22 protein-coding genes are annotated in these 24,967 nt (G+C 71.2%); 12 read left to right on the top strand and 10 right to left on the bottom strand.

Annotated features, from left to right (window positions below; genetic code table 11):
• Positions 1-145: 145 nt before the first annotated feature.
• The 3 genes from O7621_RS11165 to O7621_RS11155 all read left to right on the top strand — a co-directional run bounded on the left by O7621_RS11165 (position 146) and on the right by O7621_RS11155 (position 4,005).
• The gene (locus tag O7621_RS11165; protein WP_282233897.1) at positions 146-1,219 is read left to right on the top strand and encodes a LacI family DNA-binding transcriptional regulator; all 1,074 of its coding nucleotides are present in this window, start codon (positions 146-148) and stop codon (positions 1,217-1,219) included.
• A 39-nt stretch (positions 1,220-1,258) separates the two neighbouring features.
• Entirely contained in the window at positions 1,259-2,251 is a 993-nt protein-coding gene (locus O7621_RS11160) for an acetylxylan esterase (RefSeq protein ID WP_282233896.1), read from the top strand.
• 176 nt (positions 2,252-2,427) lie between these two features.
• Entirely contained in the window at positions 2,428-4,005 is a 1,578-nt protein-coding gene (locus tag O7621_RS11155) for a S8 family peptidase (RefSeq protein WP_282233895.1), read from the top strand.
• An 82-nt stretch (positions 4,006-4,087) separates the two neighbouring features.
• Here the strand turns inward: O7621_RS11155 and O7621_RS11150 are convergent, their stop codons facing one another.
• Positions 4,088-5,206, bottom strand: coding sequence for a GDSL-type esterase/lipase family protein (locus tag O7621_RS11150; RefSeq protein ID WP_282233894.1), 1,119 nt, complete (start codon positions 5,204-5,206; stop codon positions 4,088-4,090).
• Between the two features lie 644 nt (positions 5,207-5,850).
• Complete coding sequence (locus tag O7621_RS11145) at positions 5,851-6,543, bottom strand: ElyC/SanA/YdcF family protein (RefSeq protein WP_282233893.1); 693 nt, start codon at positions 6,541-6,543, stop codon at positions 5,851-5,853.
• A 75-nt stretch (positions 6,544-6,618) separates the two neighbouring features.
• Between O7621_RS11145 and O7621_RS11140 the strand changes: the two genes are divergently transcribed.
• Positions 6,619-8,001, top strand: coding sequence for a PQQ-binding-like beta-propeller repeat protein (locus O7621_RS11140; RefSeq protein ID WP_282234549.1), 1,383 nt, complete (start codon positions 6,619-6,621; stop codon positions 7,999-8,001).
• A gap of 47 nt (positions 8,002-8,048) precedes the next feature.
• Here O7621_RS11140 and O7621_RS11135 read toward each other — a convergent pair whose 3' ends face one another.
• The 5 genes from O7621_RS11135 to O7621_RS11115 all read right to left on the bottom strand — a co-directional run bounded on the left by O7621_RS11135 (position 8,049) and on the right by O7621_RS11115 (position 14,428).
• Positions 8,049-9,083 carry an iron-siderophore ABC transporter substrate-binding protein gene (locus tag O7621_RS11135; protein ID WP_282233892.1) on the bottom strand — a complete coding sequence of 345 codons (1,035 nt, stop codon included), beginning with the start codon at positions 9,081-9,083 and terminating at the stop codon, positions 8,049-8,051.
• A gap of 73 nt (positions 9,084-9,156) precedes the next feature.
• A complete protein-coding gene (locus tag O7621_RS11130; RefSeq protein ID WP_282233891.1) occupies positions 9,157-10,212 on the bottom strand; it encodes an iron chelate uptake ABC transporter family permease subunit in 1,056 nt (351 codons plus the stop codon).
• Positions 10,209-11,210, bottom strand: a complete 1,002-nt coding sequence (locus tag O7621_RS11125) for an iron chelate uptake ABC transporter family permease subunit (RefSeq protein ID WP_282233890.1) — start codon at positions 11,208-11,210, stop codon at positions 10,209-10,211. The genes O7621_RS11130 and O7621_RS11125 overlap by 4 nt, the downstream gene beginning before the upstream one ends.
• Positions 11,211-11,282: 72 nt before the next feature.
• Positions 11,283-13,502 (bottom strand): glycoside hydrolase N-terminal domain-containing protein, encoded by a 2,220-nt coding sequence (locus tag O7621_RS11120; protein ID WP_282233889.1) that lies wholly within the window; start codon positions 13,500-13,502, stop codon positions 11,283-11,285.
• A 23-nt stretch (positions 13,503-13,525) separates the two neighbouring features.
• The gene (locus O7621_RS11115) at positions 13,526-14,428 is read right to left on the bottom strand and encodes a nucleoside hydrolase (protein WP_282233888.1); all 903 of its coding nucleotides are present in this window, start codon (positions 14,426-14,428) and stop codon (positions 13,526-13,528) included.
• Here O7621_RS11115 and O7621_RS11110 point away from each other — a divergent pair.
• Entirely contained in the window at positions 14,411-14,737 is a 327-nt protein-coding gene (locus O7621_RS11110) for a hypothetical protein (protein ID WP_282233887.1), read from the top strand. The two genes, O7621_RS11115 and O7621_RS11110, sit on opposite strands and share 18 nt — an antisense overlap.
• A gap of 52 nt (positions 14,738-14,789) precedes the next feature.
• Here O7621_RS11110 and O7621_RS11105 read toward each other — a convergent pair whose 3' ends face one another.
• Both O7621_RS11105 and O7621_RS11100 read right to left on the bottom strand, forming a co-directional pair.
• Entirely contained in the window at positions 14,790-15,770 is a 981-nt protein-coding gene (locus O7621_RS11105) for a sulfite exporter TauE/SafE family protein (protein WP_282233886.1), read from the bottom strand.
• A gap of 92 nt (positions 15,771-15,862) precedes the next feature.
• Entirely contained in the window at positions 15,863-17,281 is a 1,419-nt protein-coding gene (locus O7621_RS11100; protein ID WP_282233885.1) for a GH1 family beta-glucosidase, read from the bottom strand.
• Between the two features lie 289 nt (positions 17,282-17,570).
• Here O7621_RS11100 and O7621_RS11095 point away from each other — a divergent pair, with 289 nt between their 5' ends.
• The 3 genes from O7621_RS11095 (at position 17,571) to O7621_RS11085 (ending at position 20,061) form a co-directional block, all read left to right on the top strand.
• Positions 17,571-17,939 (top strand): metalloregulator ArsR/SmtB family transcription factor, encoded by a 369-nt coding sequence (locus O7621_RS11095; RefSeq protein ID WP_282233884.1) that lies wholly within the window; start codon positions 17,571-17,573, stop codon positions 17,937-17,939.
• Between the two features lie 30 nt (positions 17,940-17,969).
• Positions 17,970-18,656 (top strand): phosphodiesterase, encoded by a 687-nt coding sequence (locus O7621_RS11090; protein ID WP_282233883.1) that lies wholly within the window; start codon positions 17,970-17,972, stop codon positions 18,654-18,656.
• A gap of 205 nt (positions 18,657-18,861) precedes the next feature.
• Entirely contained in the window at positions 18,862-20,061 is a 1,200-nt protein-coding gene (locus O7621_RS11085) for an RtcB family protein (RefSeq protein ID WP_282233882.1), read from the top strand.
• A gap of 112 nt (positions 20,062-20,173) precedes the next feature.
• Here O7621_RS11085 and O7621_RS11080 read toward each other — a convergent pair whose 3' ends face one another.
• On the bottom strand, positions 20,174-21,205 hold the full coding sequence (locus O7621_RS11080) for a glycoside hydrolase family 11 protein (protein ID WP_282233881.1): 1,032 nt from the start codon (positions 21,203-21,205) through the stop codon (positions 20,174-20,176).
• Positions 21,206-21,731: 526 nt separating this feature from the next.
• Between O7621_RS11080 and O7621_RS11075 the strand changes: the two genes are divergently transcribed.
• The 4 genes from O7621_RS11075 (at position 21,732) to O7621_RS11060 (ending at position 24,889) form a co-directional block, all read left to right on the top strand.
• On the top strand, positions 21,732-22,190 hold the full coding sequence (locus tag O7621_RS11075; protein WP_282233880.1) for a hypothetical protein: 459 nt from the start codon (positions 21,732-21,734) through the stop codon (positions 22,188-22,190).
• A 46-nt stretch (positions 22,191-22,236) separates the two neighbouring features.
• Complete coding sequence (locus tag O7621_RS11070; RefSeq protein ID WP_282233879.1) at positions 22,237-23,262, top strand: ADP-ribosylglycohydrolase family protein; 1,026 nt, start codon at positions 22,237-22,239, stop codon at positions 23,260-23,262.
• Positions 23,202-23,663, top strand: coding sequence for a DUF397 domain-containing protein (locus tag O7621_RS29165; protein WP_348775298.1), 462 nt, complete (start codon positions 23,202-23,204; stop codon positions 23,661-23,663). The genes O7621_RS11070 and O7621_RS29165 overlap by 61 nt, the downstream gene beginning before the upstream one ends.
• Positions 23,664-24,217: 554 nt before the next feature.
• Positions 24,218-24,889 carry a cellulose binding domain-containing protein gene (locus O7621_RS11060; protein WP_282233877.1) on the top strand — a complete coding sequence of 224 codons (672 nt, stop codon included), beginning with the start codon at positions 24,218-24,220 and terminating at the stop codon, positions 24,887-24,889.
• The last annotated feature ends 78 nt before the right edge of the window (positions 24,890-24,967 follow it).

The following is a 24,967-nucleotide window of genomic DNA, read 5'->3' as shown; positions in this document are numbered from 1 at the left end:
AACCGGACCTTCAACTGCATAGAGTGCGCTTGACGACGCTCAGACGTCACCAAAGCCCTACTCATCGCCACCCCTGACACACGCTGACCCCGGGTTACCAGCAGGTTCAGCACCGGAAGTTTCGGTTACCTTTCGTGAGGTACGCATGACAGAAGCGCCGCCACTGCCCCCAGCACCGTCGACTCCCACACCCGTCCCGACCACCGACCCGCCGTCTCCGACGACCATCGCCACCATCGCCGACGAGGTCGGCGTCTCGATCACCACCGTATCCAAGGTTCTCAATGGTAAGGCAGACGTGGCACCGCAGACCCGGGCGCGGGTGGAGGCCAGCCTGGCCCGGCACCAGTACCGGCGGCGGGCCCGACGCCCGCCGATCCGCCACGACCAGATCGACCTGGTCTTCCACGAGTTCGACTCACTCTGGGCGATGGAGATCATCCACGGGGTGGAGACCATCGCCAGCGCCGCCGGCATCGGCCTCAACCTGACCCAGCTCGGCGGCCGGCACAGCCCGCCGGAGGACTGGCTCGACGGCACGGTGGTCCGGCGCCCGCTCGGCGTGCTCTTCGTCCTGTGCCACCTCACCGAACGGCAGCAGGAACTACTCGCCCGCCAACTCATTCCCTTCGTGGTGATCGACACCGACAGCGCCACGTCGGCGTCGGTGCCGACCGTCGGGTCCAACAACTGGAACGGCGGGCTGATCGCCACCCGGCACCTGCTGCAGCTCGGGCATCGACGGATCGCCATCATCTCCGGGCCACGGGACGTGCTGTGCGCTCAGGCCCGTACCGCCGGGTTCCGGTCGGCACACGACGAGGCCGGCCTGTCGGTCGCGGCCGACCTCGTCCGGCACGGGGACTTCTACGTCGATGCCGGCTTCGCGCACGGGATGGCGCTGCTGGACCGCCCGGACCGGCCGACCGCGATCTTCGCCGGATCCGACATGCAGGCGCTGGGCGTACTCCGGGCCGCCCGCCAACTCGGCCTGGACGTCCCGCACGACCTGTCGGTGATCGGGTACGACAACGTGCCGGTCGCCGCCTGGACGGTGCCCGCGCTGACCACGGTCAACCAACCGCTGCGCGACATGGCCGGCACCGCCGCGCAGATGTTGCTGGACCTGGCCCGCGGCGCCGAGTTGTCGACCAGTCGCATCGACCTGGTCACCGAATTGGTGATCCGGGAGAGCACCGCCCCGCCACTGCCCGCCTGAGCAGCTGTCCACCGTGCACTTGTTTACCTGGGAGATTCAGTGCCCTCGTTTGATCTGCCGTTGCCGCAACTTACGACGTACAGCCCGGCTGTGGTCGAACCAGCTGACTTTGCGACATTCTGGGAGTCGACCCTGGACGATGCCGCCAGCCGGGAGGTGCTCGTTGACGTCCGTCCGGAGCCAACGGACCTGCGCCTACTGGACACCTGGCAGGTGACGTTGCGCGGGTTCGGCGGCGACCCGGTCAACGCCTGGTACACCCGCCCGGCCGGGGTCGACACGCCGCTGCCGGCGGTCGTCGAGTACCTCGGCTACGGGCGCGGCCGGGGCCTGCCACACGAGCGGCTGACCTGGTCGGTCGCCGGCTACGCGCACCTGCTGATGGACGCCCGCGGCCAGGGCGACCAGTACGGCAACGGCGGGGACACCCCCGACCCGCACCTCACCGCCGCCGGTGGCCCCGGGCCGGTGACCCGCGGGATCCTCGACCCGGCCGACTACTACTACCGCCGACTGATCACCGACGCGGTCCGCGCGGTGGCCGCGGTCCGCGCGCTGCCCGGCGTCGACCCGGCCCGGGTGGTCGCGGCCGGCAACAGCCAGGGCGGCGGGCTCGCCCTGGCGGTCGCCGGCCTGGTCGACGACCTGGCCGCGCTGATCTGCACCGCGCCGTTCGGCTGCCACTGGCAGCGGGCGATCGAGATCACCGACAACGAGCCGTACGGCGACGTCGCCCGGTACCTCGCCGTGCACCGCGACGCCGAGCCGGCGGTACGCCGTACCCTGTCCTACTTTGACGGGGTGTCGTTCGCCCGCTTGGCAGTGGCACCGGCGCATTTCGGCATCGGGCTGCGCGACACCACCTGCCCACCGAGCACGGTATTCGCCGCGTACAACCAGTACGGTGCCGGAAATGGGCGCCCGGATCCACCGGACCGGGAGATTCACCCGTATCCGTTCAACGGCCACGAAGGCGGCGAGGCGGAGCAGGTCCGCCGGCAGTTGCGCTGGCTACGCGAACTAATCCCCTGAAACGCCACTGGCCCGAACCAACAACTCATCTCCGGACCTCTGCCGCCATGTCGACACTGGACAGCAACCATTAATGTAAGTTAATGTCCTGCTGTCCAGTGCACTAAGCCCGAGCAGCGGTAGCTGCCGCCTGCCCGCGTTTTCTCCGCAGGCAGGTGACCCAGAAGGGATCGAAGATGAGTGGACCCGGATCGTCCTGGTTCCGCAGGACGGCCACCAGCGGCGTAATGGCCGCGGCAGCGGCCCTGCTGCTGTCGGCAACCGCCTCCCCCGCCTCCGCCGCCCCCGGCGAGATTCTCGGAGCCGACAGCCCGGACGCCATCGCCGGCAGTTACATCGTCGTCTTCTCCGACGGCTCGACCGCGAGCAGCCAGGCGCGCACCACGGACCTGGCGGCGCGGTACGGCGCGAAGGTCAGGCACGTCTACTCGCACGCGCTGCGCGGTTTCGCCGCGACGATGAGCGAGTCGGCGGCCCGGCGAATCGCCGCCCGACCCGACGTGGCCTACGTCGAGCAGGACGGCGTGGTCCGTACCGTCGCCACCCAGACCAACCCGCCGTCGTGGGGTCTCGACCGGATCGACCAGCGCGATCTGCCGCTGGACAACCGTTACACCTACCCGACGACGGCGCCCACCGTCCGCGCGTACGTCATCGACACCGGGATCCGCACCAGCCACAGCACGTTCGGCGGCCGCGCCAGCTGGGGCACCAACACCACCGGGGACGGCAACAACACCGACTGCAACGGCCACGGTACGCACGTCGCCGGCACCATCGGCGGATCGCAGTACGGGGTCGCCAAGGGCGTCGCGCTGGTCGCCGTCAAGGTGCTCAACTGCGCCGGATCGGGTTCGTTCTCCGGGGTCGCCGCCGGAGTGGACTGGGTCACCGCCCACCACGCCCCCGGGGTGCCCGCCGTGGCGAACATGAGCCTCGGCGGTCCCGGGAGCAACACCACGGTCGAGAACGCGGTCCGCAACTCGATCGCCGACGGGGTGGTCTACGCGATCGCCTCCGGCAACAGCAACGCCAACGCCTGCAACTACACGCCGGCTCGGGTCGCCGAGGCGATCACCGTCAACGCCAGCACCCGCACGGACGCCCGGGCATCGTTCTCCAACTACGGCAGCTGCACCGACATCTTCGCCCCCGGCGAAGGCATCACCTCGGCCTGGCACACCAGCGACACCGCTACCAACACGATCAGCGGCACTTCGATGGCCGCACCACACGTGGCCGGCGCGGCGGCACTGATCCTCGCCACCACCCCTAACATGTCCCCGGCGCAGGTGGCCAGCACGATGTTCGCCAACTCGACGTCGAACAAGATCACCAACCCGGGCAGCGGCTCGCCGAACCGGCTGCTGTTCGTCGCCCAGGGCGCACCGTCACCGACCGCGGTCCTCTACCGCTTCTGGAACGGCCGAGACCACGTCAGCTCCACCGACACGTCGTTCTCCGGCTACCAGCGGGAGGGTGCGCTGGGCACAGTACGGACCAGCCCGGTTTCCGGCACTCGGGCGCTCTACCAGTGCCGGGTCGGCGGCTGGGACTACATGACGTCGCTCGACGCCAACTGCGAAGGGCAGCAGGTGATCGGGCGTATCGGCTACGCCTACACCTCACCGCCGTCCGGGTCGTACCGGACGCTCTACCGGTGCCGGATGTCCAGCGGCGACCATTTCGACTCCATCGCCAGCAACTGCGAGGGACAGATCGTCGAAGGCCGCCTCGGCTACCTGACCGGTTGACCCCGACACGGCGGGTGCCACGGCCGTCGTACGGCTGTGGCACCCGCCGGTCGCGGCGCAGGACAGGGCCGCGACGGGTGGCTCAGCTTGCGGTGCAGGACGGGGTCATGCCGGAGCCGCTGCCGGTGCCCTGGAAGCCGAACTCGGTCGACTGTCCGGCACCGACCCGGCCGTTGTAGCTGACGTTGCGGAACTGCACCGGGCCGCTGTTGCCGCTGCGGTCGGCGTTCCATGCGTTGGTGACGGTGGCACCGCCGGGCAGGGTCATCCCGACGGTCCAGCCGGTGAGTCCGGCCGAGCCGGCGGTGACCCGGACGGTCGCCACGAACCCGCCGGGCCACTGGTTGAGCGAGACGGTGGCGGTGCAGCCACCGCCCGGTGGCGGGGTGGTCGCGGGCGGTGGAGTGGTGGCCGGTGGCGGTGGAGTGGTGGCCGGTGGCGGCGTGGTCGGCGTCGGTGACGTGTCCGGCGTGGTGGTCGGGCTCGGGCTCGGTTCGCCGCCGGGGTTCAGACTTCCGGGTACGGACAGCAGCGCGTCGTACCACTTGGTGGCCATCTTGCTGTACCCGGTGGCGTTCGGATGCACGCCGTCGGCCAGGTCGGCGGTGGTGAGCGCCGAGTACATGTCGACGAGGTGCACCCGGCGGCCGGCGTTCGCCCGGCTCTGCACGATCTGCGGAATCGCCGAGTTGTACGCGCGGAACTGGGCGTCGCTGAAGCTGGCCGGGATGATCGTGGCGACGAACAGGTGGGCGTCCGGTGCGGTGTTGGTGATCTTGTCGATCAGCGCGGCGAGCCGGTTCGGCGCGTTCGGCAAGTCCCGGTTCTGGGTGATGTCGTTGGTGCCGATGTGCAGCAGGATCGTCTGCGGGTCGGAGGCGTTCAGCCAGTTGACGATGTTGGCGTCGATCTGGTCGATCCGCCAGCCCGAGTGGCCCTGGTGGTTCCGGTCGGGCAGGCTGGCCGGCCCGTTGGACTGGGATCCGACGAAGTCCACGGTGTGCCCACCGGCCTGGAACTTCTGCCACAGGTCGATGCGGTAGCCGCCGGGCACGTTGAAGCCGTCGGTGATCGAGTCGCCGAGCGGCATGATCCGCACGGCGGACGCCTGGGCGTTGGCGCCGTTGCCGATCGCGAGCGCGACGGCGACCAGCAGCGCGGCCGCCAGCGCTGCCGTACATCGACGGACGGTCGAGGTCATGGAAAGACTCCCTCCAGCGAACATCTACGAACATCAATGTATATGCCCATCGGAGGACCGGTCCGGCACGCACCGGAGCCCCGGCGGCGAACGGCCGGCACGCTGCGCCGAACGGCACGACCGCCAGGGCCGACGTCAGGCGACGACGCTGGTAGCCCCGGAAAGTCCCGCAACTCCGAATCCTGACCGAGCCGTACCCCAGTGTCTGAACCGGCTCATCGGCTTCCGGTAGATGCGGACGGACACGCCTGTTGACCGATCACCCGCGCCACCAGCTGCGGCTCGCGCTGCCACCAACCGAGCAGAAAGTCGTCAGGGCCGGCGGAATCCGCCGGGAGGAGTTGGGTCTGGAATAGGGAATCTGGTCACTCCTGGTCGACCGGCACGATTGCCACGCCCCTCCCAAAGGCAAGCACCTGCACCAGACGCGCGGATACCTCGCGCGCCGACCCGAAAGCTCCGTCTCGATGCCGTCGCGAACCAGCGCCAGCTCACGTCCCTCGGCCGTCTCGAGCAGATCAGCAAGTCGCGCCAGCTCCGCGCGCTCGTCCAGACCGGGCACAATCGCATCCCCGTTCATGGCCCTCCTCTACGCTCTCACACGAAAGCGCAAGAAGTGCAGCCAAAAACCGACATATATGCCGTTAGTCGCGCAGGGCGTCGTCGAGGCTGGTCTCGGGTGGGCCGGGCAGCGCCGGATCCCGGCCCACCAGCACGTCGTACGCGGCCTTGACCGCAGCGAACCGCTCCCGGAACGCGCCCCAGCGCCAGGCCCGCTCGAAGCGGCGTACCGAGTCGTCGCCGACGCCGACCGCGTCCACGCCGACCCGCCGGCAGACCGTGACCGCCCGCTCGATGTGGAAGCTCTGCGTCACCACGATCGCCTGCTCCACACCGAAGACGCGGCGCGCCCGCAGGCACGAGTCGTAGGTGTCCAGACCGGCGTGGTCCTGCACGATCCGGTCCGCCGGCACGCCCCGGTCGATCAGCCAGCGCCGCATCGCGCCCGGCTCGTCGTAGTCCCACTCCCGGTGGTCGCCGGAGACCAGCACCGCCCGGACCAGGTCGGCTTCGACCAGCCGCCGGGCCACCTCCAGCCGACCGGCCAGGAACTCCGACGGCGTACCGTCCGGCCGGACCTGCGCCCCGAGGACCAGGGCGACCGGCGCGGCCGGCACGCTGGCCAGCTCGTAGACGTGCTCGGCCGCCGACGCCCGGACCCAGTAGCCGCTGCCGGTGACCAGCAGCGCGACCGCGACCGCCGCAGCGGCGCTGGCGGCCAGTTTGCGGCGCAGCCACCGGGTTCGACGGGACGGATGAGCCAGGGCGTCGTCCATGCCGTAATTATGGTCGACGGGCACCTCGCGCCCGGCCGCTGGACACCGGCAGCGACAGGAAAGAGTGTGGAGCGCATGGTCATCGAGCTGGGTCTGGCCAGCCACCCCGAGGTGCCACCCTCGCCACCGGCTGGGCGGTGGTGGCGGTCACCGCGGCGGGTACGGCTGGCCGCCAACCGGATCCGCCCGCTCGCCGCCGTCGTCGGCCTGGCGCTGCTCGCCGGCCTGGCCGGCGCGGCCCCGCCCAGCGGTCCGCTGCTCATCCAGGTCGCCAGCCATCAGGTGAAGGCCCGGGACATCGTGCTCGCCGGGGACCGGCTGCTGGTCACCTCGGCCGCCGCGCAGGGCGCGGCGACCACCTGGCAACTGTCCGCGTACGACGTGCTGGACGGCGAGCTGCGGTGGACGGTGCCGTTCGACGCGGCGAGTTGGCGGCTGCGGCAGGTACGCCAGACCGGTGACGTAGTGCTGGTCGGCCCGAGGTCCGGTCCGGGCACCGGCTCGACGGTGGTTCTGGACGCGCAGACCGGGCAGACCCGGTGGGTGGCACCCGACGGGCTGGTGCTGACCGACGACGGGCGTACCGCGCTGATCGACGAGCCGGACGGCGCCGGCGCTACCTCGTCGACGCTGCGCGCCGTCGACCTGGCGACCGGCGACGAGCTGTGGCGGGCCGATCTGGCCGTGCCGACCGAGGTGCTGGCCGGGTCCGCCGGGCAGGCGCTGTTGGTCGGCACCGACGGCCGGGCGCAGGTACGCGACGGGCGCGACGGCACGGTGCTGCGGACCGCCGATCTGGGTGAGGTGTCCCGGCCGGACAGCATGGCCGGCACGCTGCTGGTGCGTCAATGGCGCGGCGGTGAGCTGGGAGTCACCGGCTACGACCCGGCGACGTTACGGCAGCTGTGGCACCGGCCGGTGCGGTACGGACCCGGCCGGATCACCGGGTGCGGCGCCCTGATCTGCTTTCCGGACGACACCCGGATCGAGGCGGTCGACCCGGTGACCGGCCGGACGGTCTGGCGGGTGCCGGCCGACCTGGTGGTCGACTTCGACAGTTATCTGGTGGCGTACAGCGTGTCGCCCGACGGCGGGTCCGGCGCCGCGGCAGACGGCGACGGTCGCGGATATCCCGCGTCGGCGGCGGTGGCGGACGCCAGCGCCGACGCGGGTTCGGGCAGCGGGCGGATCATCGACCCGGGAACCGGGCGGACCCTGCTGCCGTTGAGCGCCTGGGAGACCGAGTTGGAGGGGCGCGGCGACGCCACGTTCGTCGGCTACCGGCAGCCGACCGAGACCGGACCGGCCTGGCTCGCGGTGCTGGCGCCGGCCGGTCCGGAAACGGTACGCATGGTCGGTAGCGTTCCCGGACCGGTCGGCGGCTGTGTCGGCGACCGCAGCACGATCGTCTGCCGGCTGGGTGCCGACGCGATCAGCATCTGGCACTACGAACTCTGACCCGGCCCGAACCGGCTCGGTCGAGCCGGGTCGGGTCGGGTGGTCGTTCAGGAAGCGGCGTCGACCTTGTCGGCGGCTTCGGCGAGTGCGGCGACGTACTCGTCGAGGCCCCAGGTGACCGACAACGCGGTGGGCGGCGACACCGAGGCGATGAACTCGGCACCGACCAGCGAGGCGACCGCCCCGGACTGGATCTGCGGCATGGTCTGCGCGGCCTGCGAGGACAGGAACGCGTCCTGTTCTTCCTGAGTGGTGGCGAACGACACCAGCACATCCGAGGTGAGCTGGTCGAGCTGCTCGTAACTCATGGTGAAGTAGAACGTCGACTCGTCGGTGCCGAGGGCGTTGACGCTGGGCGCGCCGGTCATCCCGAGGTTGAGGGCGAACTCGACCCGCGGGTCGGCCTCCTTGTAGACGTAGAAGGTGCCGGCGGAGTCCCAGACCATGGCGACGCTCTTGCCGGCCAGCTGCGGATTCTCCTCGGCCTTGGTGGCGATCTGCGCGTCGATGTCGTCCAGCAGCGTCTGCGCCTCGTCGCTCTTGCCGAGCGCGGTGCCGACGGTGGTGATCAGGTCACGCCACGGGGTGGCCCACGCCTCACCCGGGTAGGCGACCGTCGGCGCGATCTGGCTGAGCAGGTCGTACTGTTCCTGGTCGATACCGGAGTAGACGGCGAGGATCAGGTCCGGGTCGGCGGCGGCGATCTCGTCGAACGGCGGTTCCTGGGCATCCGGCAGGACGGTGGGCACCTCGGCGCCGGTCTCGTCGAGCTTCTCGGCGATCCACGGCAGTACGCCGTTGGCGTCACCGCCGTAGCTCTGGAACGGGATGGCCACCGGCACCACGTCGAGCGCGATAGCGGCGTCGGCGCTGCCCCAGCCCCAGGCGACCACCCGGGTCGGAGCGTCCTCGATAGTGGTCTCACCGAGGGCGTGCTCGATGGTCACCGGGAACCCGGCCGAGCTGCCACCGGTCGCGGCATCATCGGTGCTGGAGTCGTCACCGGAACCGCACGCGGTCAGGCCGATGGTGAGGGCAAGTGGGGCGGCGAAAAGGACGCGGCTGAGTTTTCTGCTAATCACTGTCTCTCCTACGAGCGCGGGTCGTCCGCGAAGGTCAGCACATGCAACCACGGGCAAGTTAGGTTTGGCTAGCCTATGTAATCCTGGTTACCGAGCCGTGATTCCGGCCGGCGGTGGCGAGCAACCACAGCAGGTACGGCCCGCCGATCACTGCGGTGACGATGCCGACCGGAGTCTTGATGTTGCCGGGCAGCAGGTGCTGGGCGACCAGGTCCGCCCCGGTCACCACCACCACTCCGACCAGAGCGGCGGGCAGCAGCACCGGGGCCCCGGAGCGCATCATCCGCCGGGCGATCGGCATGGCGACGAACGCCACGAACGCGATCGGTCCGGTCACCGCGGTCGCCACTGCCGCGAGGGCCACCGCGATCGCCAGCAGACTGATCCGGCTGCGTTCCAGCCGCACCCCCAGGCCGGTCGCGGTGTCGTCGCCGAACTGCAGCAGCCCGAGCGCCGGACGCAACGCCAGCAGCACCGGGGTCAACACGCCGAGCAGCGTCGCCAGGACGACGATCTCCGGCCAGCGGGCGCTGCCCAGGCTGCCGACCATCCACGACAACGCCGTCTGCGCCTCGCGGACCTCTCCCCGGGTCAGCAGGTAGCCGAGGACACCGTGCGCCATGAACGCGGCGGCGATGCCGACCAGCACGAAGCGGTACCCGGTCAGTCCGCCCCGCCAGGAGAGCAGGTACACGGCGGTCGCCGTACCGGCCGCGCCGACGAACGCCGCGACCGACACGCCGAGGCTGCCAGCACCGAGCGAGACCAGTGCGAACACCGCGGCGGCGCTGGCCCCGCCGGTGACGCCGATGATGTCCGGGCTGGCCAGCGGGTTGCGCAACAGGGTCTGGAAGATGCCGCCGGCCAGGCCGAACGCGGCACCGGCCAGAATCCCGGCGAGCAGGCGGGGCAGCCGCAGGCTGAGGATGATGAAATCGTCGCGGCCGCTACCCTGCCCGATCAGCGTGCGGAGCACCCCGTCCAACGAGATCTGGTAGGCGCCGAGACTGAGGCTGAGCAGGGCGAAGATCACGACGACCCCAGCCAACCCGGCCAGCACGACGGTGGCTCGGCGGCGTCGGCGACGCCGCAACCGGCCCAGCGCGGGAAGCTCGAGACCAGCGGTCACACGCTGGCCAATCGGGAGCGGCGGACCAGGGCGATCAGCACCGGTGCGCCGAGGAACGCCACGACCAGGCCGGCCTCGACCTCGCCGGGCGGCGCGATCAGCCGGCCGAGCACGTCGGCCGCGACCAGCAGGGCGGCACCGAGCACCGCGCTGTACGCGAGAATCCACCGGTAGTCCGGCCCGGTCACCCAGCGGGCGGCGTGCGGCACGACCAGCCCGACGAAGACAATCGGTCCGGTGAGCGCCGTCGCCGAGCCGCAGAGCAGCACGGTCGCGGTCATGATGACCGCCCGGTCCCGAACCACGTGCTGGCCGAGTCCGTGGGCGACGTCGTCGCCGAGGCTGAGCGCGTTGAGCACCCGGCCGGAGACCAGCGCCAGCAGGATGCCGACGGCGATGAACAGCAGCACGGTACGGGCGGTGTCGAGGTCCCGCCCGACCAGCGAGCCGACCTGCCAGAACCGGTAGCGTTCCAGAGTCTGCAGGTTGGTCAGCAGCACCAGGGTGATCAGCGAGGTGAGCACGGCGGTGAGCGCCGAGCCGGCGATGGCGAGTTTCACCGGGGTCGCGCCGTCGCCGCCCATCGATCCGATGCCGTAGACGAGCAGCGCGGCGAGGGTCGCCCCGCCGAACGCGAACCAGATGTAGCCGGCGGTGGTGCCGATGCCGAGCCAGGTGATCGCGACGACGACGGCAAGTGACGCGCCAGCGTTGATGCCGAGCAGGCCGGGGTCGGCGATCGGGTTTCGGGTCAGTCCCTGCATGAGCCCGCCGGACAGGCCGAGCGCGAGACCGGCGAGCAGCCCGATCACGGTTCGGGGCAGCCGCAGGTCCCAGATGACGACGTGGTCGTTGACCGCCGGGTCGCGGTCGACCAGCGCCTCGACCACCACCGGCAGCGCGATGTCACGGGATCCGAGGGCGAGGCTGGCGAAGACGGTCAGGGCCAGCAGCAGTACGGCGACCAGCAGCCCACCAAGCCGCCGACCAACAGTCACCCCTCCAGCACTTTGGGTCACATCTTGTCCGACGCGCTCACCCCGACCGGCCCGGAGTGAGGTAAGCATCGCCTAAGTATGCAGGGAAAGCTCCACCGGCTCATCGGCGGGCAGGTCCACCGCCCTCGCACCGTACGGGCTGCGTACCGTCACCTGTTGGGTGAGTGCCGAGCGGAGCCGGACCCGCAGCGTCGTGGCGTCCCAGGTCAGCTCCTCGACGGTGATCCGGCCCCGGCAGGTCACCCCGCGCAGGGTGCCGCCGGGCAGCTCGACCGGCCAGGCCGGCAGCAGGTGCAGCGACCCGGGGCGCGAATCGACCAGCATCTCGATCAGGACGCCGGGCAGCGCGTGCACGGCGTCGGCGTTGTAGGTCTGCAGACTCGGATTGTGGGCGCTCATCAACGACCGGAAGAACATGTCCGAGCAGAGAATCTTCCGCAGGTTGGCGGCTGCCAGGTCGGCGTCGCGCAGCCGGGCGGCGACCAGCGCCCGGTGCAGGCTGCCGTGCGCGGACAGGTTCTCGTCGCCACGTACCGCCAGGGCCCGGTGGGCCGCGCGGGCCAGCTCCGGGGTGCCGTCCGGGGTGATCTCGTGCAGCGGCCAGACCGGGTAGAGGTGGCTGACGTGCCGGTGGTCGTCGTCGGCGCGGTAGCCGGGCCAGGCCCACTCGGCCAGCGCGCCCCGCTCGTCCACCAGGTACCCGGGCAGCCGCGCGGCCAGGTCGGCCCACCGGGACGCACCGGTCAGCCCGCCCGCGACCCGCATCGCGTGCCGGGCGGCGGCGATGTCCGTGGTGGCGTTCACCGCCGGGTAGACCGGCTCGTCGTGCTCGTCGCGCGGCCCGGTCTCGGCGGAGAACGACGGCACGATCACGTACCGGCCGTCGTCGCCGACCCGGGTGAGGAAGTCCTCGAAGAACTCGGCCGCCTCGACCAGCCAACCGGCCGCCTCCCCCAACGGCTCCCCGGTGACCAGGTGGTGCTCCCACAGCGGGTACAGCAGCCAGTGGGCGCCGGGCAGCCAGGCCGGCCAGGGCCACTCGTCGCAGAAGTGGAACAGGTGCCCGTGCTCGCCGTCGGTGCGCCCCGGCGCGAGCAGGCCACGGCCGCCGTACACCGCCCGCGCGTTGCGCCGCCAGTCGTCGATCTGGCCGGCGATCAACCGTCGGTGCGCCGCCGTCACCTCCGGCAACGCGCCGATGTTCGCCCCGGCCAGCTGCAGGTTCAGATTGGCGTCGGTGGTGAAGTCGCCGGCCCAGGCGGCGTCCCAGGAGCCGAGCCAGAGCCCGGTCAGCCGGGGCGGCAGCACCCCGCTGGAGCTGATCAGCAGGTACCGGCCGGCGTGGAACAGCCGTTCCAGCAGCGGGGGGAGCAGCCGCTCGCCGTCGGCGCGCTGGTCGTCGAGCAGTTCACCGACCGGACGACGCCGGTCGGCCTCGTCGACCCGCAACCGCAGCTCGACCCGCTGGTACATCGGCCGGTGCAGGGCGACGTGCCGGGCCAGCAGCCGCTGGTAGTCGGCGTCGGCCAGCCCGGCGAGTCGGGCGTGCAACGCCTCGGCGCCCCAGCCGGGCGCGTCGTAGCGGTCGAGCACGGTCAGCGCCAGCGCGTCCCCGCCGATCAGAATCCGGTCGCCGACGATCTCGGTGTCGCCAGTCACCAGGGTCAGCCCTTCGAAGCCGTACGCCCCGAGGCCGGTTGGATAGCTGCCCCGGACCCGCAGGAACGCGTACCCGTCCCGCCGGTAGGCGGTGATGTCGTAGGTGACGTCGGCCGGCCGGCCGGGCAGGTCGCCGGTGGCACCGAGCAGGCATTCGCCAGCGGCGAGCCGGACCACGGCCACCCGGTCCGCCCGGGAGACGAAGGCTCGCCGGGTGCGGTCGCCGGCCCACCGCACGGTGACCTCGCCAGTGGTGAAATCCGTGGTACGCAGGTAGTCGGCGGACAGTGGCGCCGGCTCGACATGGCGGCCGGCGATGGTCGGATCGTCAACGGTCAGCGCGTAGCCGGGGTGGAACGACTGGGTCCACTCCAGCTGCCGGCCCCCGGCCAGCAGCCGGCCGGCCTCGGCCCGTTGGCCGGCCAGGATCAGGTCGCGGACCTGCTCGATGACCCCGGCCAGCTCCGGTGGCCGCAGGTCGCGGGTGCCGTTGGGCAGCACGAACCGGTGGTGGTCGACCACGATCCGTTCGGCGGTCGGGTCGCCGTGCACCATCAGCCCGTACTCACCGTTGCCGGTGAGGAAGGCGTCTTCCCAGCGCGCCGCGGGCGCCGTGTCGTCGATCCGGTGCATCGGATCGACCTTAGCCAACGTCTTCAGCCGTACGCGAGGGTCAGCTTCGCGTACAGGTCCTCCAGCACGAACCGGGAGTCTACGCGGTCGTAGACCCGGATCGTCCGCGAGCGGTCCTGCCGCTGCTGATAGCTCAGATCAGGCCGGACGATCGGTGCCGGAACCTGGCGGTGATCCATCCAGTGCTCGTCCAGCAGCACCCCGACGGCCGGGGAGTCGCCGAGGACCCACGACTCCCCCGCCGGCCAGTTCGCATTGCCACCCATCACGTCGTTGAGTTCGACGAGTTGCCGGAACAGGTACGCACCGACCGGCCCACGTGGCGCCACCCGGACCGCAAGTTCGCTGAGACCGACCCGCATCATGCCGTACGCCGCATTGGGGATCTGCCACAGCTCCACCTCGGACTCGAACACCTCGTTGGCGGCGTCGACGTCGTTACCCAGGTTGAACTCGGCACCGCCGTCCGGGTACGGGCCACCGCCGATCCAGACGGCGGTCAACCGCCCGGCGATCCTCGGCTCGACGCGCAGCGCTGCAGCGAGGTCGGTCAGCGGCCCGAGAAAGGCCACGAACAGCGGCAGCGGATCGTCGCGCATGGCTTCGGTGACGATCAGGTCGACCCCGGGTGCTCCGCCGATCGCGTCCCGCAGTGGACGGCTGACCCCAGCGGCCACCGGGGGCGGAGCCGGCAGTCGCATCAGCTCCAGCAGGTGTTGGATCTCGGCAACGCTGGCGGCAGCGGTGTCCAGGCCATCTCGGACGCCGAAGTGCGCGCCGACCAGCCCGCGCACGTCGAACCGGGGGGTGAGCAGTGCGTGCACGATCGCGTACTGGTCGTCGGCCTCATTGCACGCGTCGCTGTCGACCACCAGCCGGATCCGCTTGGACCGCGGCACGGTGAGTGGATGTCGCCAAGAGTCCATCTGGACATAGTGTCAGCCGGCGGCCCGAACCGAAACGGGTGCGGCACCGCACCGGCGGAGCCACTGTGGCACCCGCCGGGCGCGGCCGGCGGGCAGGTCGCCGCCGCCGACGGTACGGGGTTCGCCGACCGGCTGTGCGGGCAGGTCGGGCCGGCCACGGCCGGCGTCTTCTCCTGCCGGTTCGGCACCACCGTCATGATCAACCTGCGCCGCTGGCTGCAGGGCACCGATCTGGGCGGCTGCCGGCCGAACCCGTACCCGTTCGACGAGGACGGCCGGTTCGTCAGCGGCCCGTGGCAGCCGTCCTGACCGTCTCGGTCCTGACCGTCACGGAGTCCCGACCGTCACGGGGTCCCGACCGTCACCGGCCGCCGACCCGCAGCGGTTCGGCCCGGTCGGCTGGCCGGTCCGGTTCGCGCAGCTCGGTACGGGCCAGCGCGGGCAGGCCGTGCCGGCGGCGGGCCGCCATCCAGCCGAATGACCCGGCGACCACGACGGCGGCGAGCGCCACCAGCAGCGGGATGTCCGGCACGCCCAGCAGTTTCATGGCGCTGGCCAGCAGGACCAGGGTCAACGCCCGACGGACCAGGCCACCGGGTGCCCGCGACGACAGCTGTGCGCCGAGCCACGCCCCGGGCACCGCGCCGAGCAGCAGCGAGGCGGTCAAATCGAGGCGGAAATCGCCGAACAGCAGGTGCCCGACCGCTGCCGCGATCACCAGCGGCACCGCCTGCACCAGGTCGGTGCCCACCAGGAAGGCGGGCCGCAGCAGCGGGTAGAGCATCAGCAACGCGATGATGATCAGCGAACCGGAACCGACGCTGGTCATCCCGACGATCAGACCGCCGACGGCACCGATCAGCACGGTCGGTGCCGGCCGGGCCCGCAGCGCAGGCTCAGCCGGCGCGGTGTCGCTGCCGGACAGGCCGGCGGTGCCGGTCCGGCGGCGGGCGGCGTGCTCGGCCATCCGGGTGTAGGTGCGGAAGACCAGGCCGGCGGCGGCCAGCACCAGCGCCACCCCGAGCGCCACCTTGATGCCCTGCTGCAGTCGCTCGCCGTCGCCGAGCGAGCGCAGTAGCAGGACGCCGGCGAACGCGCTCGGCACGCTGCCCAGGCAGAGCCAACCGACCAGCGACCAGTGCACGGTCCGCCGCCGGATGTGCACCAGCCCGCCGACCGGTTTCATCACCGCGCTGACCACCAGGTCGCTGGAGACGGCGGCGAGCGGCGGTACGCCGAAGAAGATCACCAGCATCGGGGTCATCAGCGCCCCGCCGCCCATGCCGGTCAACCCGACGATGATCCCGATGCCGCAACCGGCCAGCACCAATACCCAGTCCACCCTGTCGAGGGTGCCGGACCGGACCGGCAATGTCTAGCATGTCGATCGGAATTATCAGGTCGATAGGTGAACCGAATCCGGGCAGTTCGCGGTCAGCGGGCGGCCGGCAGCGCGTTCGCGGCCACCACCCGCCGGTACCAGTGCGCGCTCTCCTTCCAGGTACGCCGCATCGTCTGCCGGTCGACGTGCACGATGCCGAACGTCTTGCCGTACCCGTGCGCCCACTCGAAGTTGTCCATCAGCGACCACACGAAGTACCCGCGCACGTCGGCGCCGCCGTCGATCGCCGCAGCCACTGCGGTCAGGTGTCGGTGCAGGTAGTCGACCCTGCGCGGGTCACGGACCCGGCCGTCGTCGTCGAGCACGTCGTCGAACGCCGCCCCGTTCTCGGTGATCATCATCGGCAGCCCCGGGTAGTCGCGGTGCAGCCGCAGCAGCAGCTCGGTCAGCCCGGTCTCGTCGATGTTCCAGCCCATCTGGGTGTACGGGCCGGGCTGGGTGACGAACTCGACGTCGGTGACGCCGATCCACGGCGAGGCCGCCCCGTCGGCGTGCCCGTCGGCGGTCGACCGCGGCGACACCCCGTCCCACTGGCGGACCAGCACCGGGTTGTAGTAGTTCACCCCGAGCAGGTCCAGCGGGGCGTGCGCGGCCGCCTCGTCGCCGTCGTGCACGAACGACCAGTCGGTCACCGCGGCGGTGTCGTCGATCAGGTCCCGTGGGTACGCCCCGTCCAGCATCGGCCCGAGGAAAGCCCGGTTGGCCAGCGCGTCGATCCGGCGGACCGCCTCGGCGTCGCCGGGCGACTCGCCCCGCACGTGGTGCAGGTTCAACGTCACGCTCACCCGGGCCGCCGGGTCGATGCTCGCCCGCAGCGCGCGTACCGCCAGACCGTGCCCGAGGTTGAGGTGGTGCACGGCGGCGAGCGCGGCGGCCGGCTCGGTACGCGCCGGGGCGTGCACCCCGGAGCCGTAGCCCAGGTACGCCGAGCACCACGGCTCGTTGAGGGTGATCCAGGTGTGCACCCGGTCGCCGAACACCTCGCCCATCCGGCCGGCATATTCGGCGAACCGCTCGGCGGTGTCCCGGTGCGGCCAGCCGCCGGCGTCCTCCAGCTCCTGCGGCAGGTCCCAGTGGTAGAGGGTGGCGACCGGTGCGATCCCCCGGGCCCGCAGCCCGTCGACCAGCGCCGAGTAGAAGTCCACGCCCCGCTGGTTGAGCTGGCTGCCGCCGCCCGGCAGCACCCGGGACCAGGAGATCGAGAACCGGTAAGCGCCGACGCCGAGCTCGGCGAGGATGTCCAGGTCCTCCTCCAGCCGGTGGTAGTGGTCGCAGGCCACGTCACCGGTGTCGCCGTTGGTGACCAGACCGGGGGTGTGCGCGAAGGTGTCCCAGATGGAGGGCGTCCGGCCGTCCACCGCGGCGGCCCCCTCGACCTGGTACGACGCGGTCGCCGTACCCCAGAGGAAGTTGCCGGGGAAGACCGGGCCGGACGGTGATGATACGGGCATGTCGGGATTCTCCTTACGCGCTGAGCACGATCTCGATCTGGCTGTGCCCGGGTCGGCGGTGACCCGGACGCCCGCCTCGGTGGCCTCCGGGCAGGGCACGTACCGGACACCCACGTCGGCTACGCCGCACGATCAACAGGCTCCAGCATGCCTGCCGGTCGCCGATCCGACGCGGCCGGACCCGGCGATGGACCCGGTCGGCCGGTGAGCGCGGCAGCTAGCGGCCACCGGTGGCCTGGGCTGACCCGGCACCTTTGCTTATATAAGTCACCACGGATAGATTCGACCGGTGCACGCGTTCGACGTCCTCGGCGACCCGGTCCGTCGCCGGATCCTGGAGCTGCTCGCCGACGGCGAGCGCTCCGCCGGTGACCTCGGCGCGGTCGTCCAGGCCGAGTTCGGCATCTCCCAGCCGGCGGTGTCGCAGCATCTGCGGGTGCTGCGGGACAACGGGTTCACTACCGTACGCGCCGCCGGCACCCGGAGGCTGTATGCCGTGGATGTCACACCGCTGCGGGAGGTCGACGAATGGATCGGCCGCTACCGGCACTTCTGGGCTCAGCGGCTCGACGCCCTCGCCACCGAGCTGGTCCGGGGACGCCGGGAACAGCGCCCGGAACCACAGCAGAACGGCACCGACGCCGACCATCGGCGGTAGATCACCCCGAACCTGGGTACGCCTTACGCCGTGACCTTCGGAGCCTGGCTGGCGCACGTACGAGGCGGCCGGCTGCTGCACCCGCGCGGCTGCTCGTTCACCGGCGCGGTCCAGCTCTGGGGACCGCTCGCCGAATGGTTCCTGCCGGCGGGGCGCTGGCCGGCCGTCATCCGCTTCTCCCGGGGCACCCCGACCCCGCCCGGCTGGCCGGACATCCTCGGCCTTGCGGTCCGCGTCCACGCCCCGGACCGCCCGGTCGACCTGCTGGTGTCCAGTGCCGGCCGAGCACCGGTACTGCGTCACCTGCCACTGCTCCGGCGCGACTTCGCCACCACGTACGGCAGCATCCTGTCATTGCGGCACGGTCGGCACCGGATCTACCTGGCCGTGTCGCCGGCCACCCCGGGCCGCCTCGGCGGCGCGGTCGAGCAGCTAGCCGATGTCGCCGCCCGTCGCCCGATCGCGCTGCGGCTGGCGGCGGCCACCGGCACCGGTCACTGGCGGACGTTCGGTCGGATCGACGTCGGCGAGCCACTGCCGTCCGCTGTCGACGCCGCGCTCGCCTTCGATCCGACCGGTCACCCTCCGCTGCGGCTGCGCACCGGCGGGCTGATCCAACGGCTCCGTACGGTCACCTACGCCGCCTCCCGGCGCGCCCGGGGCGCCCGCACCGACGACAATCCGATTGCCGCCACCGGCCAGCGGCCTTTAGCGTGATCGGCACCGTGACGATCGAGGAGCCACCGATGCGAGCGCTGGCGAGACCCGCCACCACCCGACGCGGCTGAGCCGCGCCCACCAGCAGTCCCGCAGGTCCTCACCGCTGTCCCGCTGATCCTCGCCGATCAACACCGGCCTTTCCCGGTACCGCAGCCGGCACCGGGTCACCGTCGCGCTCCCCGTACCGAACCCAGGAGTTTCCATGACTCATACGCTGCTGCCCGGCACCCGGGCCCCGGTCAAGGTATGGACCGATCCGGCGACCATCGAGCCGCAGGCCAGCCAGCAGCTGCGCAACATCGGCACGCTGCCGTGGGTGCACGGCGTCGCGGTGATGCCCGACGTGCACTACGGCAAGGGCGCCACCGTCGGCTCGGTGATCGCGATGCGCCAGGCGCTGGCCCCGGCGGCGGTCGGCGTCGACATCGGCTGCGGCATGTCCGCGGTGCGGACCAGCCTGACCGACGCGCAGCTGCCGGACGACCTGGGCGCGCTGCGTACCGCGATCGAGGCCGCGGTCCCGGTCGGCTTCCAGGCCCGCGACACCCCCGTCGACCCGCGCCGCGTGCACGGCCTGCCCACCGCCGGCTGGGACCGGTTCTGGTCCGGCTTCGCCGACCTGCACCCCGGGGTCGCCGCGCTGGAGTCCCGGGCGCAGCGTCAGCTCGGCACGCTCGGCGGCGGCAACCACTTCATCGAGGTCTGCGTCGAGCAGGGCGGTCCGGGCGCCGGCCGGGTCTGGCTGATGCTGCACTCCGGCTCCCGCAACATCGGCAAGGAGCTGGCCGAGCGGCACATCGCGGCGGCCCGGAAGCTGCCGCACAACGCCGACCTGCCCGACCGCGACCTGGCGGTGTTCCTCGCCGACACGGCGGAGATGGCGGCGTACCGGCGGGACCTGACCTGGGCGCAGGAGTACGCGGCCCGCAACCGGGCGGTCATGCTGGCGCTGCTGTGCCGGGTGCTGCGCACGGCGGTGCCGGCGGTCCGCTTCGACAAGCCGATCTCCTGCCACCACAACTACGTGGCCGAGGAGGTCTACGACGGGGTGCCGCTGCTGGTGACCCGCAAGGGGGCGATCCGGGCCGGGCGGGGCGAGCTGGGCATCATCCCCGGGTCGATGGGGACCGGGTCCTACATCGTGCGGGGTCGGGGCAGCGAGGCGGCGTACTGCTCGGCGTCGCACGGCGCGGGTCGACGGATGTCGCGGTCGAAGGCGAAGAAGACCTACACCGTCGACGACCTGGCCGAGCAGACCGCCGGGGTGGAGTGCCGCAAGGACGCCGGTGTGGTCGACGAGATCCCGGCGGCGTACAAGGACCTGGACCAGGTGCTCGCCGAGCAGGCCGACCTGGTCGAGGTGGTGGCGCACCTGCGGCAGGTGGTCTGCGTCAAGGGTTGACCACCGGACAGGCGACCGGGACGCGCACCGGGGCGGGCCGACCCTCCCCGCAGGGTCGACCCGCCCAAGATGTGCCCTGTCGACAGTGGTTGCTATCGACGGTCGGTCAGGGTCATGTTCGACAGGTGACGGTCGGCCAGGTCCAGTTGCCGCCATGCATGATCGTCACTCCGAAGTTGTTACCGCTACCGTTCGGCCTGGCGGTGATGTTCCCGGTCGTGCCGCTGACCGAGGCGTTCCAGCTGTTCTGCAGGCTCTGTCCGCCGTGCAGGCTGAGGGTCACCGTCCAGTTGCTGACGTTCTGCACCGAGACGTTGAGGTTGAACCGGTCGCCGAACTGCTGGCCGGCCGACAGCACGGCGGTGCAGTTGCTCTGGCCCGGGTTGCCGGGGTTACCGGGGTTACCGGTCGGGGACGGTCCGGGGTTGCCGCTGCCGCCCTCCCAGACGTTGATGTCGGAGCTCCCCTGGCTCTGGTAGCCCTCGGTCGCCATCACCTGGTAGCTGTGGTTGGAGCCGAGCTGCATCCCGGCGCGCGCCCAGGCGTCGAAGTGGTTGGCGGTGGTGATGGTGCCGCCGGTGCGCTTCTGCTGCCGGACGCTCCAGTACTGCCAGAACGTCTGGGTGCCGTCGATCGACGGCGCGTTGACCCGCTGGCTGCGCAGGATGTCGTAGACACCGCCGTCGGTGGTGACCGAGCCCATCCGCTGCGCGCCGCTGCTCGGGTTGTAGCTACCGAAGTTCTCGACCACGTAGTACTCGATGAGCTGGTTGCGCGTCCACCCGTACAGGGCGAGGTAGGTGTTGTTGTTGCCCGGGTTGTAGCTGCCCGAGTAGCTGACCGTCCGGCGGGTACCGGTGGCCCAGCCCTTGCCACCGACCCAGTTGTTGGTGCTGCGGTCCCACGAACTGGAGTACCGGCCGTTCTCGCGCAACGTCATGCTGGCGTTGCCGCTGTCCTTCCAGAACGAGAAGAAGTATCCGTTGTGCGTACCGGTCTGGTTCGAACTGAGGTACCGGTCGGCCTCGGCGTGCGCGCTGGGGGCGATCACCATGCCGCTGACGACCAGCGCAGCGGCGCACGCGGTGCCGATCAGCAGCCGCATGCGGCCGCGCCTTCTCGGCTTGACGACAGTGTCCTTCATGTAGGTGTTTCCTCCTCTTGAAGGCTGGCGGGAGCCAGCGGTGCGGTACGACCCGACAGCCTGTCGTGGACGGTGACCGCCGCCGGGGATCGGCGCCGTACCGCGCGGTGGTGGGGATCGACGATCATAGAGATAAGTCGATGGGACGACGGTATGAGGCAGTCGGCTACTTGTCAACAACTTTCGGAAACGTTACGGAAACACGGCGCCGGCCGGTCCACCTGCGGCGGGGTAGGCGTTCAAGCAGGCCAACGGTCCTGCCTGGCCGATCGGCAGGTCGGCCCGGTCGTCGCCTACTCCCGCCGCACGGCGCCTCTGGCCGCTCGCCGGCCACCCCGAGCTTCCGGAAGTATTTCGGAGCACGGCCGGAGTAGCCGAGGACTGCCGGCGGCCGACCCGCGTCCGGCCGGCGGAGTGGCTGCGTACTCTCGAACTGCTCGACGAACTGCTTCCGGCATCGCCGGCCAGGATCCTCGACGTCGGCGGGGCCGACGCGACGCTGCTCCTCGGGCCGCTCTACCATCTGGTGAACCGCGACGACCGGGTCACCGCGCTGGCCGAGGCGGTCCGGGTGACCCGACCGGGCGGTCTCGTCGTCGCCGCCGCGATCTCCCGCTTCGCCGGCCCGCTCCACTTCGCCGCGACCCGCCGGTGGGCCGAGCCGATCACACGAGAGGCGCCCACGCTGCTCACCGACGGGCGCAGCAACCCCGGGATCGGCTTCACCATGGCTTACTTCCACCGCGTCGAGGAGCTGGCCGACGAGTTCGAGGCGGCAGGTCTGACGCGGGTCACCGTACAGGGGATCGAAGGTCCGGAGTGGACGACGGCCGAGGCGACGGCCGACGCACCGGACGCGGACGTCGTGCTCGACCACGCGTTCGGAATCGCCCGGATCTACGGCCGGGAGCCGGCGCTGCTCGCCGCGCATCTGCTGGCGGCCGGTGTCGTGCCGGGTGCCGAGGGTGGGACGCGCGCCGGTTGACCGGCCCGACTAGCCTGCCGACCGGGGCGAGACGGGGGAGGTCGCGGTGGATGGTACGGCGGTGGGTGGTCACCGGGCGGTGGATGACCGGGCGTCCGGGTGCCTGTTCGGGCTGGCGTACGGTGACGCCCTCGGCAAGCCGACCGAGTTCCTGACGGTCGCCGAGATCCACCACCGGTACGGCCTGGCCGGGCCACGTGAGCTGGTCGGCGATCCGGCGCTGGTCACCGACGACACCCAGATGACCCTCGCAGTCGGCTGGGCGCTGCACGACGCCCCGGCCGCCACCCCGGACGAGCTGGAGCCGCTGCTCCGGGCCCGGTTCCTGGCCTGGGCGGCCAGCCCGGACAACAACCGGGCCCCGGGAATGACCTGCCTGCGGGCCTGCGGCGAACTGGCCACCGGGGTGGCCTGGCAGCAGGCCACCGTCGCCGGGTCGAAGGGCTGCGGGGCGAACATGCGGGTCGCCCCGGTCGGCCTGGTCGACGCCTACGACGACGACACTGTGGCCGGTATCGCGCAACTGCAGGCCGGGCTGACCCATGGACACCCGACCGCGCTGGCCGCGAGCGAGTTGACCGCCGTCGCGGTCCGGCTGCTGCGCGCGGGTACGCCACTGCCGGCGCTGCCGGGCCTGCTGCGTGAGCACTGTCGCGGGCAGCGGGAGGTGTACCGCGACGACTGGCTCGGCCCGCTGTGGCAGCGGCCGGGAACGGACAGTCCGACGGGGTTCATCTCGCGGGGCTGGGACGAGTGTCTCGACGTACTGGACCGGCTCGACGCGGCGTTGGCCGCCGGGGACGACGGCGGCGACGCCTGCCGGGTCACCGGGGAGGGCTGGATCGCGGAGGAGGCCCTGGCCACCGGGCTGCTCTGCGCGCTGTGGCACGCCGACGACCCGGTGGGCGGGTTGGCCCGCGGGGCGGCCACCTCCGGTGACTCGGACTCGATCGCCTGTCTGGCCGGGGCCTTCCTCGGCGCGGTGTACGGAACGGCGGCCTGGCCGACGACGTGGCCGGACCGCGTCGAGTACGCCGACCAACTGCACACCCTCGGCCGTGCCTGGGACTGACCGGGCCGTCGGCGAGTCGTTGGCAACCCGCGACGCCTCTGCATGCCGCAGCGCGATGTCCAACTCGGTCGACACCGCTTCGAGGCGATCGGCAGCAAGATGCATATGCGTACGCCTGTACCTCGGATGTTCGATATCGAGCGGTATTCAGATCGGCGAGGCGACTCCCGCTGACCGACGGATCCGCACGGCGGCGGGTGTGTCTTCGCAGAACGAGGGGAGGACCCGTGCCGCAGTCACCACCACCGCCCAGTTGGCGCAAGAGCAGTCGCAGCGGTAGCGGAGAGTGTGTCGAGGTAGCCCGAACCGAAACCCGCGTTCACGTCCGGGCTTCGAAGACCCGTGATCGCAGTCTCCAATTCGATCACGAACGGTGGAGAGCCTTCCTCTCGTCATTGTGATCATTTGAGCAACAAACACTATCGACGGTCCGTACGCCCGCCGCGGCCCACGCACGGTCCGGCTGCCAGTCGGGTGCGGCCGGTGGCCAGCGCCCGCCCGTCGCCGTGGTGGGCATCGTCGGGCGCGCCCGAACCGCAGCACGCGGAGACCGGCAGAGTCCTGTTAGCGAGAACATCTGCTTCATCCAGGTCAGCCCGTCCACCGCTCGGCCACCCTCTGTGGACAACGACAGGCACCCAGGCTACTCGGGGGCCATCGATGGATTGCTGGTGTTATCGATAACAGCTATCCTCGGTCACGGGAGCGAAGGGCACGCTTCGACGCACCGTACCGCGCCGTATGTGCGGCAGGTGGCACGGACGCGTCGACAGCATCGCTCCACGTCGTCCGGGCACCCTCGCATCATGACCAGGTGATTGTCCCGACTGCCGGCATCGTCCGCCGGCAGTCGGCCTGGTTGGCCTCCACGCACCCGTCAGAGCTCCAGCGAGGAGTCACCTTGACAAGAACAAGACGCAACCGCGCCATCGGTTTCGTCGCGAGCCTGCTGTGCGTGGCGACTATCCTCATCGCCACCCCCGCCCGGGCCGACAATCCGATCGTGCAACTGACCACGTTCAGCTGGGCCAGCGCCGACGCCCGGGCCGGCCACGTCATCGAACGCAATGGCAGGTTCTACTGGTACGTACCGGTGAAGGCCAGGGCGACCAGCTCGACGGCGATCGGAGTCGCGGTGGCGGACAGCCCGACCGGCCCGATCCGCGACGCGCTCGGCCACCCGCTGGTGGCCAACGGCGAGATCGACCCGCACGCGTTCACCGGTGGCAGCGGCTACCTGGTCGACGTCGACTGGTGGCAGTTCAGCACCGGCGCCGCCTCGCCGCCGACCACCGCCCCGCCGACCACACCTGGGTCGTCCTGCACGGCCACCCTTTCGGCACCGGCGTCCTGGCCGGGCGGTTACGAGGGGCGGCTGACGGTCACCAACAGCACCCCCACCTCCACCGCCATCGACGGCTGGCGGGTGACCTTCGCCCTGCCCGCCGGGCAGACCGTCGCCCAGGGCTGGAGCGGAACGTTCAGCCAGCAGGGCAGCCAGGTGACGGTGACCAACGCCAGCTACAACGGCCGGCTGTCCGCCGGATCTTCGACCACCGCAAGCTTCATCACGTCGGCCAGCGGTGCGAGTCGGCTACCCGGCAACGTCACCTGCACGGCGGGCTGACCACGAGCCAGCGGAGTCCCCGGGCCGGGCAGTCGACGCCGACGGCTGCCCGGACCCGGGGACTCCGCTCCTACCGGA

This window comes from Solwaraspora sp. WMMD937, assembly GCF_029581175.1.
In the GTDB taxonomy this organism is placed as follows: Bacteria; Actinomycetota; Actinomycetes; order Mycobacteriales; family Micromonosporaceae; genus Micromonospora_E.
Note: the sequence above shows the minus strand (reverse complement) of the source record. Positions and strands in the feature narration are given on the sequence as shown.

Coding starts and splice junctions, on each gene's coding strand:
- O7621_RS11120 (WP_282233889.1), bottom strand. CDS start 13,502: ATGCACCGGATCGACGACACGGCGCCCGCGGCGCGCTGGGAAGACGCC.
- O7621_RS11155 (WP_282233895.1), top strand. CDS start 2,428: ATGAGTGGACCCGGATCGTCCTGGTTCCGCAGGACGGCCACCAGCGGC.
- O7621_RS11140 (WP_282234549.1), top strand. CDS start 6,619: ATGGTCATCGAGCTGGGTCTGGCCAGCCACCCCGAGGTGCCACCCTCG.
- O7621_RS11110 (WP_282233887.1), top strand. CDS start 14,411: ATGTCGCCAAGAGTCCATCTGGACATAGTGTCAGCCGGCGGCCCGAAC.
- O7621_RS11115 (WP_282233888.1), bottom strand. CDS start 14,428: ATGGACTCTTGGCGACATCCACTCACCGTGCCGCGGTCCAAGCGGATC.
- O7621_RS11100 (WP_282233885.1), bottom strand. CDS start 17,281: ATGCCCGTATCATCACCGTCCGGCCCGGTCTTCCCCGGCAACTTCCTC.
- O7621_RS11145 (WP_282233893.1), bottom strand. CDS start 6,543: ATGGACGACGCCCTGGCTCATCCGTCCCGTCGAACCCGGTGGCTGCGC.
- O7621_RS11080 (WP_282233881.1), bottom strand. CDS start 21,205: ATGAAGGACACTGTCGTCAAGCCGAGAAGGCGCGGCCGCATGCGGCTG.
- O7621_RS11085 (WP_282233882.1), top strand. CDS start 18,862: ATGACTCATACGCTGCTGCCCGGCACCCGGGCCCCGGTCAAGGTATGG.
- O7621_RS11165 (WP_282233897.1), top strand. CDS start 146: ATGACAGAAGCGCCGCCACTGCCCCCAGCACCGTCGACTCCCACACCC.
- O7621_RS11150 (WP_282233894.1), bottom strand. CDS start 5,206: ATGACCTCGACCGTCCGTCGATGTACGGCAGCGCTGGCGGCCGCGCTG.